The sequence below is a fragment of the Streptomyces sp. NPDC008092 genome, from assembly GCF_042957285.1.
Taxonomy (GTDB): Bacteria; Actinomycetota; Actinomycetes; order Streptomycetales; family Streptomycetaceae; genus Streptomyces.
Window position 1 is genome coordinate 273217 of the sequence record NZ_JBIBHY010000013.1, and the last position, 17667, is coordinate 290883.

At 72.5% G+C, this 17667-nt stretch carries 8 protein-coding genes; 4 read left to right on the top strand and 4 right to left on the bottom strand.

The window, feature by feature from the left end:
• Positions 1-732: 732 nt before the first annotated feature.
• The 3 genes from ACFZB3_RS36470 to sigJ form a co-directional block, all read right to left on the bottom strand.
• Positions 733-3024, bottom strand: coding sequence for a PAS domain S-box protein (locus ACFZB3_RS36470; protein WP_391383757.1), 2292 nt, complete (start codon positions 3022-3024; stop codon positions 733-735).
• 317 nt (positions 3025-3341) lie between these two features.
• Positions 3342-3668, bottom strand: coding sequence for a hypothetical protein (locus tag ACFZB3_RS36475; protein ID WP_391383522.1), 327 nt, complete (start codon positions 3666-3668; stop codon positions 3342-3344).
• Between the two features lie 224 nt (positions 3669-3892).
• The gene (gene sigJ, locus ACFZB3_RS36480; RefSeq protein ID WP_391383526.1) at positions 3893-4843 is read right to left on the bottom strand and encodes an RNA polymerase sigma factor SigJ; all 951 of its coding nucleotides are present in this window, start codon (positions 4841-4843) and stop codon (positions 3893-3895) included.
• 152 nt (positions 4844-4995) lie between these two features.
• On the opposite strand from sigJ, the gene ACFZB3_RS36485 reads away from it, so the two are divergent.
• Positions 4996-6132 carry an LUD domain-containing protein gene (locus ACFZB3_RS36485; RefSeq protein WP_391383531.1) on the top strand — a complete coding sequence of 379 codons (1137 nt, stop codon included), beginning with the start codon at positions 4996-4998 and terminating at the stop codon, positions 6130-6132.
• Positions 6133-6382: 250 nt separating this feature from the next.
• On the opposite strand, the gene ACFZB3_RS36490 is transcribed toward ACFZB3_RS36485, so the two are convergent.
• Complete coding sequence (locus tag ACFZB3_RS36490; RefSeq protein WP_391383534.1) at positions 6383-7117, bottom strand: hypothetical protein; 735 nt, start codon at positions 7115-7117, stop codon at positions 6383-6385.
• Positions 7118-7437: 320 nt separating this feature from the next.
• Between ACFZB3_RS36490 and ACFZB3_RS36495 the strand changes: the two genes are divergently transcribed.
• The 3 genes from ACFZB3_RS36495 (at position 7438) to ACFZB3_RS36505 (ending at position 17661) form a co-directional block, all read left to right on the top strand.
• Entirely contained in the window at positions 7438-8304 is an 867-nt protein-coding gene (locus tag ACFZB3_RS36495; protein ID WP_391383537.1) for a hypothetical protein, read from the top strand.
• A 932-nt stretch (positions 8305-9236) separates the two neighbouring features.
• Positions 9237-14417 carry an acyltransferase domain-containing protein gene (locus ACFZB3_RS36500; RefSeq protein ID WP_391383545.1) on the top strand — a complete coding sequence of 1727 codons (5181 nt, stop codon included), beginning with the start codon at positions 9237-9239 and terminating at the stop codon, positions 14415-14417.
• Between the two features lies 1 nt (position 14418).
• Complete coding sequence (locus ACFZB3_RS36505) at positions 14419-17661, top strand: beta-ketoacyl synthase N-terminal-like domain-containing protein (protein WP_391383549.1); 3243 nt, start codon at positions 14419-14421, stop codon at positions 17659-17661.
• Positions 17662-17667 lie beyond the last annotated feature (6 nt).

Here is a 17667-nt window from a genome sequence, read left to right on the forward strand (position 1 = left end):
ACACGATCTACAGCGGCCGTCGGCGCGGTGGTCGCGGTGAGCCCGGGTTCAGGCGGTTTCGTTCGGGCCGGCGGTCGGGCCGGTGGAAGACGCCTGCGTTGTGTAGTCCGGCCAGGTGGCGAGCGGCGGTCTTCTCGCGGTCGAAGACGGTTCGGATCGCGAGGAGGGCTTCGCGTTCGTCGCCGGTCGCGCGGCAGGACTGGTGCGCTGCCACCCCGGTGCGCCGAAGGCGACGGGCTGGGCGTGGCCTCGGTGCCGACGCGGTGAGCGCGCAGTCGCGGTTCTACGCACTCAGGCGTACAAGGAGGCCGGGCCGGACACCGTACCTCTGGTGGACGGCCCTCTCTGTACGCGTCGTTCCGCAGTCACTCAGGCCACTGGCCTGCTGTCCGGGCAGCCGTGTGGCGGTGCGGGTATCGGGAGCCGCATGGCCGGGTGTGCAGGCTGGAGCAGGACGGGTAGGCGGCTGGTCGTGACGCCCGTTTGACGCCCTGGGCGCCAGTGCGTGGGACGGCGAGCCTGGAAATGGGATCTGACCTGGCCTTTTTCGAGGCCCACTTGGACCGGCATCTTTCCGATGACGCATCGACGCATCACGTGGAGTGCGTGGCGATCCTCGAACCGGTAGCGAAGGGCCACTGACCCGCGCCTTCGTGGATCTGGCAGGTCTGCTCGACCTCCTTCGGAGTGCTGGGCCGGCCGTTCAGGTGCCGGGCGCTGGGGGTCTGCCGGTCACAGTCTGAGGGTGAACCAGGTGGTCTTCCCGCGTTCGTCGGGGCGGACGCCCCAGGTGTCGGCGAGGGTGTCGACGAGGACGAGACCGCGTCCGGATTCGTCGTCGTGGGCGGCCAGACGCGGTTGGGGCAGGTGTGGGCTGAGGTCGCTGATCTCGACGGCGCACTCGGAGGCGCTGCGGCGGAGGCGGAGGACGACAGGACCTTCCGCGTGCTGGACGGCGTTGGTGAGGATCTCGGAGACCAGCAGTCGCGCGTCGTCGGCCCGGTGGCCGCAGCCCCAGGTGGCAAGGGTCTCGACCACGAAGGAGCGGCCCGCGGACACCGCGGAGGCGGTGGCCGGCAGTTCTGTACGGGCGGTTTCCAGCGGGGCGGCTGGGAGCTGGGTCAGGAGCAGGGTGACGTCGTCGTCGTGGCCCTCGGCATCGGGCAGCAGCGCGGTGAGGACGTGGTCGGCGGCGGCGTCGAGGCTGCTGGTGCGGGTGAAGGCGTCGTCGAGAGCCGCGGTGAGTTTGTCGATCTGGTGCTCGATGTCACTGCCCGGAGTCTCGACCATCCCGTCGGTGTACAGCACGAGCGTGGCGCCGGGCGCGATGGCCGAGCTGGACTGCTGATAGAGGATGTCGCCGACGCCGAGAGGCGCGTTCACCGGCGCGGGAAGTCTGCGGCAGCCGCCTTCGGGATCGGTGACGAGGGTGGGCAGATGACCGGCGGAGCACACGGTGACGGATCCGGAGTCCGGAGCGATGACGAGGTAGCAGCAGGTGACGAGCTGGTCGGGGACGTCGAGGTCGGCGACGACCGCGTCCAGGGCCTGCATCAACTGGCGGGGCTGCATGGCGGTCTTGGCCAGGGCGTGGGCGGCGGAGCGCAGCTGGCCCATGACGGACGCCGCCTCCAGACCGCGGCCCATCACGTCGCCGATGAGGACCCCGACCCGGCCGGCGCCGAGCGGGATGAGGTCGAACCAGTCGCCGCCCACGCCGGCGCCCTGGGTGGCGGGCCGGTAGCGGCTGGCGGCGGCCAGGCCGGGAATGGCGGGCGGGGTGCCCATGAGGCTGCGCTGCAGGGTAAGGGCGATGTGCTGCTGCTGCCGGTACAACTCGGTGAGTTCGGCCTCCGCGCGCTTTCGGTCGCTGATGTCGCGGACGATGGCGCAGGCGCCGACGACGGTTCCGGTGGTGTCCCGGGTCGGCCACAGGGTGACGTCGACATCGAGCAGGGCGCCGGTACTGGTGACCCGGAGCGTTTCGAAGTGCTCGATCTTCTCGTCCTGTCTCAACCGCTCCAGCAAGTGGGTGATCTCGTCCTTGCGTTCCGGCGGCGCCAGCATGGAGACGTGCTGCCCGATGGCTTCCTCGGCCGAGTAGCCGTACAGGCGCTGGGCGGCGGTGTTCCAGTAGGTGATGCGACCGTCGAGGGTCTTGGCGAGGATCGCGTCCTGGGAGGACTCCACGAGCGCGGCGAGCTCGGTGATCCGCGCCTCGGCGGCCTTGCGTTCGCTGACGTCGCGTACGGCGGCGGAGACGAGGAGGCCGTCGGTGGTCTCCAGTGGGCTGAGGCTGATCTCGACGGGGAACTCGGTGCCGTCCTTGCGCAGTCCGTGCAGTTCCAGTCCGGCGCCCATGGGACGCACCTGACGGTTGGTGGTGTATCCGTCGCGATGCCGGGTGTGGTTGACCTGGAACCGTTCGGGAACCAGCAAGTCGACCGGACGGCCGAGGAGTTCGTCGCGCCGGTAGCCGAAGAGGGCTTCGGTCTGGGCGTTGACGAGGGTGATGGTTCCGGTGTCGTCCACGATGACCATCGCGTCGGGGGCCGCTTCCAGCAGCGCCCGGAACCTTTCTTCGGCGGCCTTGCGTTCGCTGACGTCGCGTACGGCGGCGGAGACGAGGAGGCCGTCGGTGGTTTCCAGTGGGCTGAGGCTGATCTCGACGGGGAACTCGGTGCCGTCCTTGCGCAGTCCGTGCAGTTCCAGTCCGGCGCCCATGGGACGCACCTGACGGGTGGTGGCGTAGTCGTCGCGATGGGCGGCGTGCTGGTCGCGGAACCGGCCGGGGATGAGGATCTCGACGGGACGGTCGAGGAGTTCGTCGCGGTGGTAGCCGAAGAGGGTCTCGGTCTGGGCGTTGACGAGCTTGATGGTTCCGGTGTCGTCCACGATGACCATCGCGTCGGGCGCCGCTTCCAGCAGTCCCCGGAACCGGTCCTCGGCCGCTCCGGGCTCACCCGTTCGGCTCGGGGTACCGCGTCGGCGGTGGGCCCGCCGGGCAGCTCCTGCCCCGTCTATCGGCTCTGACGTGACCGTGTCGCTCATGGCGGCCCCAACTGACTGTCAGGTTGCGGTGAATCGGTCCATCCCAGCGCATCCCGGTCACGCCCGCCTCGGCCTGCCGCTTACTGGCCCCGATAGGGCCGTACTCGCCTGTTTGCGACCGGACGCCGTTGCTGTCTGGCGGAATCGAGAGGGGCAGTGCGTTGCTGCCCGGTCAAAACCACGTGCTGAACCCTCGACCGCGCACACGGACAGGTACGGCCACCTCGCCCCCTGTCGGAGCGGACGTCAGCGCACATTCGACCGCCCGGCCGTCACCTTGGCGAACCTCTTCATCCAGGGGTCCGCTTGTCGCGCAAGGTCTCGATCTCGGCGGCCAGCGCGGCCATGTCGCGCACGTGCGTGAAGTACCTGGCCGCGTACTCGTCGTCGATCGCCGGGAGAACCTTCGCGAGCACCGCTGTGACTCTCGTCAGGCCCGCGCGGCGCCGCTGGTCGAGCGGGCCTTCGAGGGCGCCGGCAGCGTAGCCGTAGGCGTCCGCGTCGAGCAGCACCATGTCCTGGTCCTCGACATCCCGGTTGCGGAAGCCCGGCGGGAACGGGGCGGCCATGTGCCTGGCCATCAGCTGCGAGAGCGCGTCGAGCTTTTCTTCGAGCATGCGGGAGATCCTGCCAGGGGCGCACGGGACCGGCTGCCTGGCATGGGTGTGGGCCGGTCTCGGACGGCGACGGGCCGGTCGCCCGGAGACCGTGCGGTGTGCTCCTCGGCGGACGGTGCCGGCAGTCCTGCGGCCGGGCGTGAACCCGAGGGGAGTTCGGTCGGTGGCCTCCTTCTTGAGGGGGGGGGCCGGCAGGGAAGCACCTCCGCGTCGGCGGGGGATGGTCAGGTCGGCTGCCATGGCTGGAGCTTGTCCGGGTTGCGTACCGCCCAGATGTGCGTGATCCGGCTGTCCTCGGCGACCTCGAACGCGAACACCGTCTCGACCCGGCCCTCGGACTCGATCACCAGGCCCGGCAGCCCGTTGACGGTGCGTTCGAGGATCGTCCGGTGTGGCGCGAGCCGGGCGATCGTGAGATAGAGGTGGGCGATCCGTTCCGCGCCCTCGACCGGCAGCAGGTGGGCGATGGCGCGGCCGCCACCGTCGGCGATCGCGGTGGCGCCCGGGTCGAGGAGGCCGAGCAGGGCGTCGATGTCCTGGGTCTCCCAGGCCGCCTTGAACCGCCGGACGACGCTCGCCTGCCGGGCCGCGTCCGGGCTCGCCTCCGCGCGCGTGGCGATGCGGCGGCGGGCAGAGGACGCCAGCTGGCGGCACGCCGCCGGGCTGCGGCCGATGATCTCGGCCACCTCGGCGAACGGGTAGCGGAAGACGTCGTGCAGCACGAACGCGACGCGCTCGGCCGGGGTCAACGACTCGAACACGACCAGCAAGGCCATGGTCACCGACTCGTCGAGGGTGATCCGGTCGGCCGGGTCCTCGCCGGCGCCGCCCGCCGCCCCGGCGATCCACTCGGCCGGGTCGGGCAGTGGCTCCGGGACCCACTCCCCGACGTAGGTCACCCGTCGGCTGCGCGCCGAGCCGAGCAGGTTCAGACAGATACGGCTGGCCACCGTCGTCAGCCAGGCGCCCGGGGACTCGACGGCTTCCTGCTGCGCCCGGGACATCGCGTACCAACGGATGTAGGTCTCCTGGACGACGTCCTCCGCGTCGGCCAGGGACCCGAGCAGTCGGTAGGCGAGATTGAGCAGTTGCCGCCGCTCGCTCATGATCGCGCCCAGGATCGGGTCGTGTTGCTCCTCCGCCTGCCGCTGTGACTGTTCCCACGGGGTGGTCATACGCTCTCCGGCTCCCTCGTTCGCGGTCCCTCTCCATGACGACACATCAGCGCGGCGGAATGTGAGGTCGGTGGCTCGCCTCACATTCGGCGGGCCTGCGTTGTCGGACCGGGTGAAGAGGAACACACCGGCCACAGGACAGGACGCCGAACATGAACGACTTCCAGGAGATCGCCGACCGCGTCGAGATCGAGGCGCTGCGCGGGGAGTTCACCGACGCGGCGATGATGCGCGACCGTGCCCGCCTCGCCGCGCTGTTCACCCCCGACGGCGTGCTGCGCATGCCCGACATCCCGGTCGAGTTCGTGGGCCGCGAGGAGATCCGGACCGGAGGCGAACGCCTGCAGGCCCAGTGGGACTTCTTCGTGCAGAACAGCCACCCGGGCACGATCCGTCTCGACGGAGACACGGCCGCGGGCCGCACCTACATTCAGGAGATCGCGCGGGTGCTCGACGGCCGATCGGGCCTGAACTTCGCCGTCTACCACGACAGTTACCGGCGAACGCCGGAGGGTTGGAAGTTCGCCGAGCGGGTCTACGAGGTCAGGTACGTCGACACGACCCCGCTGCGGGGCTCCGCGCCCGGCCCCGATGGCCGGTCGCACGGCTCCGGTGAGGTCCGGGACGTCGTCCTGGCCGCGGCGGCCGCTGAGGCGGACGTGTCGGCCGCCGGTGCGGCCGACGACTTCGGCGCACCGGCGTCCGCCGAGCGGCTGGACCGGGCGGTGGCGGCGCTGCGGGCGAACGGCTTCACCGCCGAACTGCTCGACGACGCCGCGGCGGCGCGCGCCCGCGTCAAGGAACTGATACCGGACGGTGCGGGCGTGTTCACCGGGGCCAGCGAGACGCTTAGGCTCTCCGGCATCGCGCAGGACATCGAGGAGGACGACCGCTGCCAGGCCATCCGGCCGCGCGTCCTGAAGATGGACCGCGCCACCGAGTTCGACCGGATCCGCCGGCTGGTGGCCACTCCGGACGTCTTCGTCGCCAGCGTCGCGGCCGTGACCGAGACCGGCTCGCTCGTCATCGCCTCGGGCAGCGGCAGCCAGCTGCCCGCCGCCGCAGGCGGCGCCGCAAAGGCGATCTGGATCGTCGGGGCGCAGAAGGTGGTGCCCGACCTGAGCACCGCACTGCGCCGGGTCGAGGAGCACGCCCTCGCGCTGGAGAACGTGCGCGCCCAGGCGGTCTACGGGCAGTCGAGCGCCGTCAACCGTCTGCTGGTCCTCAACGCCGAGCCGCAGTCCGGGCGCAGCACTGTCCTGCTGCTGCGTGAGGCCATCGGATTCTGACCTGACCGCCGCCGGCTGCCGCCGGCACGTCTGGGCGCCTGCACGAAGGACGATGAGTCGAGAAACGGCTCTGACCAGGTAATTTCTGGGATCCGTTCAAGCCGGCCCTCTTCCGATGACGCCTCATGCGGAGTGCGTCGCGATCCTCGCGCCTTCGGAAAAGGATCACCGACCCGCTCGACGGTTCGGCCCAGTCCGGCTCGGGCTGCCCACTGTGTCGGCTCCGGCTCGGGTGCCGTCCCGGGCGCGGTCAGTTCCTGACGCCGAAGAAGGTGAGCTCGTAGGTGGCGGGGGTCGGGCCGCCGCCGTACTCCAAGAGATAGGCGGCGGCCGGTCCCGCCCGGTACAGGGGGCTGTCCACGGGCAGGTGGTCCTCGCGGTACTTCCGGTCCACGGGGCCGGTGACGCCGTCGAGCCGGCGGACCGCCGCGGCGGGGCGGGCGCCGATGTGGTCGAACCGGGCGCAGGCGTGCAGGAAGGCGGCCCGGCCGGGTGCCTTCGCGGTGGCCCCGCAGGACAGGTACTCCAGATCGCCGGCCAGGTCCCACAGCCCAGCCACCCAGAGTTCGGTGCCGTTGGACGGATGCGTGGCTCCCGCGGCATGCCATACAGCGGGCCCGGCGCCTTTTCCTATGGGGCCGAGCTTCTTTCGGGCGGCAAGGCTGATGTGCCACTGCCGGGTCAGGGCGCCGATGAAGTCCTTGCCCGTGTAGTGCCGCGACAGCACCCCGTAGGAGTGGCCCCTGGGGAACCCGGTCTCGTCGACGTCGGTCGGCGCGGTCGGCCAGGCCGAGAGGTCGAAGGACGCGGAGGGCGACGCGGACGGCTCGCCGGAGGCAGGGGAGGAGGGCGAGGAGTCGGCCGTCGGGCCGGTGGCGGCCGCGGAGGTGGTGCTGTGGTGTGCGGATGAACATCCGGTGAGGGGCAGGGCCAACGCCGCTGCTGCTAAGGCGAGTTGGCGGAGGCGGCTGGCGGGCAGCTGCATGGTCGGGGCTCCGGGAGGTGGGGCGAGGACGGGGGCGGCGGTGCGCCGTGCGGGCCGGCCGGAGCCGGGGCGCGGGTGTATCGCCGTAGTGGGTGAGGAGGCAGGAGAGATCAGGAGTCGGTGAAGCGGTGGTCCGAACTCGCCGCGGTGGGTCGTCGGCTGGAAGACGACGGCATCGTAGGCGACGTCCTGGTCCTGCTCGCCCGGCTTACGTTGTACATGTGTGTGGGCTTCGCGTCGGCGTTGTTCATGCCGACCTGGCCCGCCAACTGCCGTCGCTGCGCAAATAGGTGAAGTTGTCACCGAACGGGAGGGTGAACTTGCCTTTGTTCGTACGGGAGTCGGCGCTGCCCAAGGGCCGGGGGACCAACGCCTGTGCCGGGGTGACGGACCAGAACCTCACGGGGCGAGGAGCCCGCGTGGTGACCGGCGGCTGCCTGGCCGTGCTGGTCGTCCTGGTCCTCGTCCTCGGGACCGGCCTCGCCTGGACGGCGTACGCGTTCCACCGGGTCGGAGAGGGCAACGCGGACCGTCGTACGCAGGCACGTGCCGCGGTGGAACGGCAGGCCCGGCAGGCCGTGTCGGCGACCGTACGGGCGCTGACCGCGGCGCGTACGGCCGCAGGCGGTGCGGCGGCGCAGGACATCGTGCTGCGCGACGCAGGAGACCCGGACTCCGGTGGGAGTGCGGTGGCACCGGATCTCGTGTACGACCGCAGCACAGGCCGGCTGACCGTCGTCACACCGTTCTCCGGCGGGTACGAGGTACGCCCCGCCCTGTGGGGAGCCGTCCGCACGGAGTCGGAGACGCGCTGCCAGGCCCTGGCGTTCCGGCGCGGCACGGGTGGCCGGCGGGCCGACGTCACGGCTCGGCCCGAGGCGGAGTGCGCGCGGCGGCAGCCGGTCACCGGCGCGGCCCAGTCCGCCCAGGAAGCCCTGCGCGCCCTCGTCCGACCGGGCGCGACCCGCTCGGAGGTCCGGCAACTCCTCGCGTCGGCCGGCAGTGCCTCCGACGCCTACGCCTACGACGTGATCAGGGTGACCGGCCAGGTCACCGACATCACCGTCACCGTCCTCGTGTACGCCTCCGGGCAGCAGCAGTGCTACCGGTTCGTCCGGCACACCGGTTCCCGTGACAGCGACCCCGTCACCGTCCTCCCGGTGGCCGGCGCGCACTGCGAGGGCTGAGCGAGTGGCGTCCCGGCGGAAGGAGACGACGGGGCTGCGATCGACCAGGGCAGCGGTCGTCCTGGAGCGCACCGGCGTTGTTCCGCGGAACGTACGACCCGGCCGCGGCTGGTACCCACGGGAAGACGGATCGGGTGACCCGGATCTGGACCGGCGTGATCAATGTCCGTGACGCCGTGCGCGGCCGTTCGTCGCGGCCCGCATGATGTGTGTCGTGGGTGTTACGGGCGGTGTCCTGACTCTGGAACGACGCTCGCCCAGGCAGCTTGACGATCATGCGGCGATCGTCTGATGAGGTGTCAGGTGTGTCGGCGGTGGAAGGCGCCCCCGCGCGGGCGAGGGCTGTGCTGTGGATCTGCATCCACGAGAATTGTCGGCCCTGATATGCGCATCCCGTAGGGCAAGCGCTCGCCGTGCCCGAACGCGACGGTGAGGAGGTGGACCTGCTCGCCACTCTCCTCGACCCGGCCGGGACCGGAATTGTTAATTCCCGCCGCCGGACCGGCCCCACGCCCGATCAAGCGGAGTGATCCCGGCGGCCGCCGCGAGCGACGTCGCTCCCGGGCGCGACATCCGGCCACTCCAGGCCACCCGCCGTGGGGCTTCCGTCGGCCGCTGTGCGGGCCCACCCGCGGCGTCACCAAGCGGAATTGGCCTCCGTGCCAGGGGTCGGCGGGCCTGTCCCATGCTCATGTAAAGGAGCTTGACAAGCCAACGCGGGGCCTGCAAAGGTCAGTCGCGTCACGGCTCAAGAGCTGGGAATTCGAATTTCAGGGGATCTACGGACGGCCACGGCCACTTTTGTAACGGCAGTGTTGCACACCCCCTCTTCAGGTCATATTGGCTCTCGCCCGTATTTGGTGAGCCGAACGAGGTCGCACAAAAGAAGTTTTCATATTCCGGTCAACCTTTCGGGGGAAGGGTAGCTCTGAATGGAAGCGACAAAGTCGGCCGATCATCCGTCTGCCGACCTGGCCGCTGCGGTGCGCGCCGAATTATCCGCCCGGCTCGGCATGGATCCCGCTGCTCTGCGCGACGACATCGTGTTCTCCTCCTATGGACTCGACTCGCTCAAGGCCGTCGGATTCGTCGAGGCACTCGGCGAACTGATGGGCCGTAAGCTTCCGGCCACGCTCCCGTGGGAATGCCCGACGGTCGAGCGACTGGTCGCGCGGCTGCTCGGCGGACCGGCACCGAATTCGACGGCACCGGATTCGACAGCCCTGGGCGGGACGGAGGAATCCGGGGCACCCGTGAGCGGCGAGCCCGTCGCCGTCGTGGGCATGGCCTGCCGCTTCCCCGGCGCCGACGACGTCGACCAGTTCTGGCAGCTCCTCAGCGACGGCGCCGACCTGACCGGACCTGTACCGCCGGGGCGGCTCACGCCCAGGTCCGGGCCGCGTGAAGCCGGATATCTCCGCGGCCCCGTCGACCGGTTCGACCCGCTCTTCTTCGGCATCTCCCCACGTGAGGCGCAGGAGATGGATCCGCAGCAGTCCCTCTTCCTCGAAGTGGCCTGGGAGGCGCTGGACGCCGCCGGGCTCGGCGACGGCAGCCTCGCCGGCAGCCGCACCGGCGTGTTCGTCGGCGCCATCTGGCACGACTACGCCGACCTCGGTGCGGCGCCGGACGGCCCGGCCTCGGCCTACCTGGCGAGCGGGCGCTCCCTGAACATGATCGCCAACCGCTTCTCGTACGCACTCGGGCTGCGCGGTCCGAGCCTCGTCGTCGACACCGCGTGCTCGTCCTCGCTGCTGGCCGTGCACCTCGCCTGCCAGAGCCTGGCCACCGGGGAGTCGAAGGTGGCCGTCGTCGGTGGGGTCAACCTGCTTCTGGACCCGCGGACCACGGAGGCGCTGCAGGGCTTCGGCGCTCTGGCGCCGGACGGCCGGTGCAAGGTCTTCGACGAGAGTGCCGACGGGTTCGGCCGGGGCGAGGGCTGCGGCGTCGTCGTCCTCAAGCCCCTGTCGCGGGCGCTCGCCGACAACGACCGGATCTGGTGCGTGATCCGGGGATCGGCCGCCAACAACGACGGGCAGAGCAACGGCCTGACCGCGCCGAACCCCGTCGCCCAGCAGGAAGTCGTCAGCCGGGCGTACGCGACGGCGGCGGTCGACCCACGCGAGGTCGCGTACGTCGAGACGCACGGCACGGGAACCGCCCTCGGCGACCCGATCGAGGCCTCGGCGCTCGGCGCGGTGCTCACCGCGGGGCGGCAGGAGGACGCGCCCGACCTGGTCCTCGGTTCGGTGAAGGCGAACATCGGCCACCTCGAAGGCGCCGCGGGCATCGCGGGGCTGATGAAGGCGGCGCTCTGCCTGTGGCACCGCCGGATCCCGTCGAACCCGCACTTCGACATCCCGAACGCGCACATCGACTTCGAGGGAATGCGCCTGCGCGTCCCGCGCGAGAACGAGGCCTGGCCGCGGAACGCGCGCCGGCTCGCCGGAGTCAGCGCCTTCGGCTGGGGCGGCACGAACGTGCACGTCGTTCTCGAAGGACGCGACGAGCCGCGGCTCCGTGAACTGCCCCCGGCCGGCACCCAGGAGCCGGTCGGGCGGCCTACCGCCCCACCCGCGGACGGGCCGAACCCGGACATCCTCTTCGTCTGCTCTCCGCACGGGCACCAGTACCCGGAGATGGGCGTCGAACTGATGCGCGCGGAGCCGGTCTTCCGCGCCGCGGTCGAGGAGTGCGACCGCTACTTCGTCCCGCTGGCCGGCTGGTCCCTGGCCGAGAAGCTCGCCACGGGCTCGGAGTCCAGGAAACGCCTGGACGTGGTCCTGCCGCTGCTGTACGCCGTGCAGGTCGGCCTGGCCCGCCTGCTGGAGCACCACGGCGTGCGCCCGGCCTCGGTGGTCGGACACTGCATCGGCGAGATCCCGGCGGCCGTGATCGCCGGAATCCTCGACGTGGAGCAGGCGACGGCGCTCGTCTACCAATACAGCCGGTACCAATACCAGATGGCCCGGCCCGACCACGGCATGGCCGCGCTGGAGTACACGGCGGCCGAGGCGTACGCGCTCGTCGGCGACGACGACAGGGTGCACGTGGCCGCGTGCAACGGGCCGCGTTCCACCGTGATCTCCGGCGATCGCGCCCGGCTCGAAGAGCTGGTCGCCGAGACCAGGGCGGCCGGTGCCCAGGCCGGCATGATCGACGTCGACGTGGCCGGACACGGCCCGGCGATCGAGCAGGTCATCGAGGACCTGGTGCGCGACATCGGCGAGTTGCGCCCGCGCCCGGGGCGGATCCCGCTGATCTCCTCGGTCACCGCGGAACCGCTCGACTGGCGTGAGGTCGACGGCGCCTACTTCGCGCAGAACCTCCGCCGCCTGGTCCGGTTCGACGACGCCGTACGCCGGGCGATGACCGACGGCGCCTCGGTACTCCTGGAGATCACCGCCCATGCCGTGCTGCTGCACGCGCTGACGCAGCTCACCGACGAGGCCACGGCCGGTGCCACCGGCGACGGCCGCACCCCTGTCGCACTCGGCACCATGCGGCGCGGCGACCCGCGCGGCGGACTCTCCGACGCGCTCGCGGCGCTGCGGGCGCTCGGCCGGCGGCCGCCGGCGCGGGACGAACGGACGGCGCACCTGCTGACCCTCTCCGCGCGAAGCCCGAAGGCGCTGCTCCAGTACGCCGGGGAGACGGCCCACGCGCTGCGCACGGCCACGCCGGAGACCACCGCGGCGGACGTCTGCCTGGCCACCGCCCGCCGCACCGCCTTCCCGTACCGGCTCGCCGCGGTCGGGTGCGATCTGCCCGGCCTGGCCGCCGACCTGGAGCGGCTCGCCCGGAGCGGCGACGCGCAGGCCGCATGGGCCTCCGGGCAGCCTGCGGCCGGCCGGCCCCGGACCGCGTTCGTGTTCCCCGGTCCCGGCTCGCAGTGGTCCGCCACGGCCCGTAGCCTGCCGGTCGAGGAGCCGGTGTTCGCGGCGGTGCTGCGCGAGTGCGACGCGAAGGCGGCGCCGCTGCTCGGCCGCTCGCTCCTCGACGAGCTGAACTCCAGCACGGCGTACGGGCAGCCGAACGGTCCTGTCCAGCCGCTGCTCTTCTCCGTCCAGGTGGCACTCGCCGCGCTGTGGCGGTCCTGGGGAGTGGAGCCGGACGTGGTGCTCGGCCACGGCACGGGCGAGGTGGCGGCGGCGTGTACGAGCGGGGCTCTCACCCTGGACGACGGCCTGCGGATCGCCTGCCTGGGCACGGTTCTGCCGGACGGCCCGCCGGAGGAGCTGCGGGCGGAGCTGAGCGAGCTCAGGCCGGCCGCCGGCCGGGTCCCGATCCACTCGGCCGTGCTGAACCGGCGCGTCGACGGCTCCGGCATGGACGCCGCGTACTGGGGCGACGTCCTGCGCGAGCCCGGGCCGTTCCCGGACGGTGTCAGGTCGCTGCTCGACGACGGCAGCACCCTCTTCGTCGAGATCAGCCCGGACCCCGTCCTCACCACCTCGATCGACGAGGCCGCCGCGCACGCGGGGCGGCAGGTGACGGTCGTCCCGTCGCTGCGCCGCGGCGAGGACGGACGCACGGTCATGCTGCGGTCGCTCGGCGCCGCCCATCTCGCCGGTGTCGAGGTCGACGGAAGCGCGGCGCTACGACCCGGCGCCCGTCGTCAGGCGGACCTGCCGGCGTACCCCTGGCAGCGGGAGCACTTCCCGATTCCCGGCCTGTCCGCCGCCGATCGCGGGGCGCGCTCCGGGTACGCGGCCGGTACGGGTCTGGTGCTCGGCGCCCGGCTCGACTCGGCGGTCGAACCCGGGGTGCACTACTGGCAGACGCGGCTGTCCGCGGAGCTCCCGGAGGTCGCGGACCACCGGGTCCGGGGCACCGCGGTGGTGCCGGCATCGGCCTACCTCGCGCTGGCCGCGGCGGCGGTCGACGAGGTGCTGCCGGGGACGGAACTCGGTGTCCGCGACCTCCTGTTCGCCTCCGCGCTCGCGCCGGAGGCGGGACGGCCGCGGCTCGTGCAGTCGGTGCTGGCCGAGGAGGCCGGCGGCGCCCGCTTCCGGGTCTTCGACCGCGGCGGCGCGACCCCGGTCCTGCTCGCCGAGGCCGTCTTCCGGGCCGAGGACCGCGCGCCGGACGGGCACGGCCCCCTGCGCCAGGACACGGGGCGCCAGGACACAGGGCGCCACGACACAGGGCGCCACGACACGAAGCGAGACGACACGGCGCTCTCCGCGCCGGACGCGCTCACGGAGGACGGCTTCTACCGGCTGCTCGCCGACCACGGCGTCGAGTGCGGTCCGGAGTACCGGCGGGTGACCGCCTTCCGGCTTCTCGACGGCGGCGCCGTCGCGCAGGCCACGCTCACGGCACAGGACCTCGCGATGGCGGGCACGCGACTGCCGCGCGCCGTCCACGACGCCGCCTTCCAGACCGCCACCGCCGCCGTCCTCGGCGGCGACCCGGGCGGGACGGGTGTGGTGGTGGTCGAGGGAGCCGACTCGATCTCCTTCTCCGGCAAGCCGTCGGGCACGGTCTCCGTGCACGTGCGGCTCGCAGCGGACGGCCCCGCGGGGACCCTGGCCGACGTGCGGGTGCTGGACGCCACCGGCGGAGAGCTGATGGAGCTCCGCGGGTTGCGCGTGCGCCGGTCCGACGCCTTGCGGATCGCCTCACCTGCCGCGGAACCCGGGGGCCTCGCGCAGGCCCCGGAGTCCGCGCGGCCCGCGGCGGCGGACGAAAGCGGGCCGGAGCCGTTCACGGCGGCCGACCCGACGGCCGAGGTGGAGTCCGTCGTGCGGGCGGCCGTCGCACGGATCGTGGACACGAGCCCCGAGCGTCTCCGGGTCGACCAGCCGTTCCGCGAGCTCGGCATGGACTCCCTCATGGCGGTCGAGCTCCGGAAGAGGCTGGAACGGAAGTTCGGCGTGAAGCTGTCCTCCAGCCTCGCCTTCAACTACCCGACGGTCCAGGAACTCGTGCCCTACCTCATCGACAAGGCCGGGCTGAACACGCCGCGGCACGACGCCGACGCGCAGCGGCCGCCCGAGCCGCTGCCGCCCGGCCCACCCGACGGACCCGTGCTCCAGCCCGGTGCGGACGACGCAGACAGCCTGTTGCGGGAGCTCGAACTCCTCGAAGCACGCATAGAGGACCTCTGACATGACCGATTCCCCCACCGTCGCGGCTCGGCCCGCGCCGGCACCCGACGCTGCGCGCATCGTCGCACGCCTCCGGGAACGCATCGAGAAGCTGGAGCGCGCCCGCAGCGAGCCGATCGCCCTCATCGGCATCGGCTGCCGGCTGCCCGGCGGCGTCCGGTCCATGGAGGACTACTGGGACCTGCTCTCCGGCGGTGTGGACGCCGTCACGCCCATCCCCGCCTCGCGGTGGGACGGGGACTCCTACTACGACCCCGACCCTGAGACGCCCGGCCGGATGCGGATGCGGTACGGCGCCTTCGTCGACGGGGTCGACGAGTTCGACCCGTACTTCTTCGGTATCTCGCCGCGCGAGGCCGCCCGGATGGACCCGCAGCAGCGGCTCTTCCTGGAGGTCGGCTGGGAGGCGCTGGACCGGGCCGGACTCTCCCGGGAGACGCTCGCCGGCACCTCGACGGGCGTGTTCGTCGGGGTGAACTCCGCCGACTACCTCCAGCTCCAGGTCGCCGACCCGTCCTGGGCGGACACCTACACGATCACCGGCGGCACCAACTCGCTGATCGCGAACCGGCTCTCCTACCTGCTCGACCTCAACGGCCCGAGCCTGACCGTGGACACCGCCTGCTCCTCCTCGCTCGTCGCGGTGCACCTGGCCTGCCAGAGCCTGCGCAGCGGCGAAAGCGACCTGGCGGTGGCCGGCGGTGTGAACCTGATCCTGTCCCCCTCGGTGGCGATCGCCCATGCCAAGGGCATGCCGCTCTCGCCGGACGGCCGATGTCGCACTTTCGACGCCGCCGCGAGCGGTTACACCCGAGGCGAGGGCGTGGTCGCGGTCGCGCTCCGCCGGCTCGGCGACGCGGTGGCCGCGGGCGACCCGGTCATCGCGGTGATCAACGGCACCGCGGTCAACCAGGACGGGCTGAGCAACGGCCAGACCGCCCCGAACGGCCGGGCCCAGCAGAAGGTGATCCGCCAGGCGCTTCGGTCCGCCGCCCTCCAGCCGGACCAGATCACCCTCGTCGAGGCGCACGGCACGGGCACGGTGCTCGGCGACCCGATCGAGGTCGAGGCACTGGCGGCGACCTACGGGCGCGCGGACGGGGCGCCGCCCTGCCTGGTCGGTTCGGTGAAGACCAACATCGGCCACCTGGAGCCGGCCGCGGGACTCGCCGGGCTCGTGAAGGCCGCACTGTGCATCAAGCACGGCCGGATCGTCGGCAATCTGAACTTCGAACGCCTCAACCCGAACATCGACCTGGACGGTACGCGGCTGGCCATCGCCGAGAAGGCCCAGGACTGGACGGTGCCCGACCGCTTCCGGCACGCGGCGGTCAGCTCCTTCGGCGCCGGCGGGACGAACGCGCACGCGATCCTCGGCCCCGCACCGGCACCGGCGCCCGAGGCAGCGCCCGCCCCGCCGCCCCCGTACGTCGTGGCGATGTCCGCCCGCACCGAGGACCTCCTCGCCGCGACCGCGGCGGCGCACCAGGACTTCCTGCACGGGGCCCCGGCCGGCGACGCGGAGTACCGGGCCGTCGCGCACACGGCGACCGTCCGGCGCACCCACCAGGAGCACCGCCTCGCCGTGGTGGCCCGCACCGCGCGCGAGGCGGCGGAGCGGCTCGGCGACTGGTCGGAGTCCGGCTTCGCTCCCGGAGTGACCAGCGGGCGGGCCGCCGACGCGCCGAACGGCACGGTGTTCGCCTTCTCGGCGCACGCGCAGGGCGGCTGGGCGGAGACCGCGCGGCGGCTGGCGCAGGAGAGCCCCGCCTTCCGGGAGACGTTCGACGACTGCGACGACGCCCTGCGCCCGTGGCTCGGCCGGAGCATCCACGACCTGATCGAGGGCATCGACGACGAGCGGCGGATCGACCTGGTGCAGCCGGTGCGGTACGCGATCACCCTCGGCCTGGCCGCCTGGTGGACGGAGCTGGGGGTCCGCCCGCAGGCCGTCGTCGGGCACGGGTTCGGTGAGGCGGCCGCGGCCCGGTTCGCCGGGGTACTCGACCGCGTCGACGGCGCCCGGGTGATCTGCGCGCAGAGCGCCGCCGTCGAGGCACGGCGGGGCCACGGCGGGATGCTCGCGGTCGCCACGTCGGCCGACCGGCTCGCCGATCTGGTCCGGCGCCACGACGGGCTCGTGGTGGCCTCGTCGGAAGGGCCGCTGTCCGCCGCGCTCTCCGGCCCGCAGGACGCGCTGGAGAAGGCGGCGGCCGAGCTGAAGGCGGAGAACGTCCCGTCACGGCTGGTCAGCCAGGCGGTCGCGACCCACAGCTCGGCCATGGACGCGATGCGCGAGAGGCTGCTCGACGCGCTGTCCGGGCTGACTCCGCGGCCGGCCGGTCCGCAGATCGTCTCCACGGTGACCGGACAGGTCCGCGAAGGCACCGACTTCGGGCCCGGGCACTGGTTCGAGAACATGCGGCGCACGGTCCGCTTCTGGGACGCGGCGCAGACCGCCCTCGGCCTCGGCGCCGGCCTGTTCGTCGACCTGAGTCCGGGCCAGCCGCTCGCCAGCAGCCTCCAGCGGGCCCTCGCCGACGCCGGAGTCCAGGGGCTGGCCGTGCCCGCGCCCAACTCGGGCCCGGCGGCCGGGGAACCCCTGCTGCTGGGCGCCGCGGCGCTGCACTGCGCAGGCCTGCCGATGCGGTTCGACACGCTGCTCGGCCCGGTCGCCCGGGCGGTGCCGCCGGTACCCCAGCAGTGGCAGCACGAGCGGCTCTGGTACCGCGAGCGCGACACCCGGGCCGTGGCGCAGGCGCCCGAACCGGCCGCGCCGCAGCGTCGCCGTGCCGCCGCCCATGCCGGGCTCGGCGGGCGACTGCGCACCCTGCCGCCGGCCGAACGGGTGCCGGCCGCCGCGGAGTTCGTCCTCGGCCTGGTGGCCACGGCCCTGGAGTTCGACCCCCGGGAGCTGGACCCGGACGCGGGCTTCTTCCAGCTCGGCATGGACTCGCTCATGGCGACGAACGTGCACAGGCGGATCGTCGCCGCCCTCGGCATCCCGATCCCGGCGACGGTCATGTTCGAGCACGGGTCCGTCAACGCGCTCGCCCGGCACCTGGCCGAGGTGGCCGTTCCCGAGGGCGAGGTCGAGGGCGCGGCCGGGGCCGTTCCCGAGGCCGTCCCGGTGCCCGCTCCCGAAGCCCCGGACGTGGAGGCACTGGATCTCGCCGAGGCCGAAGGCCTGTCGGAAGAAGAACTCATCTCTCTGCTGAACGCGGAAATCGACAGTGAGGGTTAGGCGAAG

Coding starts and splice junctions, on each gene's coding strand:
- ACFZB3_RS36490 (WP_391383534.1), bottom strand. CDS start 7,117: ATGCAGCTGCCCGCCAGCCGCCTCCGCCAACTCGCCTTAGCAGCAGCG.
- ACFZB3_RS36505 (WP_391383549.1), top strand. CDS start 14,419: ATGACCGATTCCCCCACCGTCGCGGCTCGGCCCGCGCCGGCACCCGAC.
- ACFZB3_RS36485 (WP_391383531.1), top strand. CDS start 4,996: ATGAACGACTTCCAGGAGATCGCCGACCGCGTCGAGATCGAGGCGCTG.
- sigJ (WP_391383526.1), bottom strand. CDS start 4,843: ATGACCACCCCGTGGGAACAGTCACAGCGGCAGGCGGAGGAGCAACAC.
- ACFZB3_RS36500 (WP_391383545.1), top strand. CDS start 9,237: ATGGAAGCGACAAAGTCGGCCGATCATCCGTCTGCCGACCTGGCCGCT.
- ACFZB3_RS36475 (WP_391383522.1), bottom strand. CDS start 3,668: ATGCTCGAAGAAAAGCTCGACGCGCTCTCGCAGCTGATGGCCAGGCAC.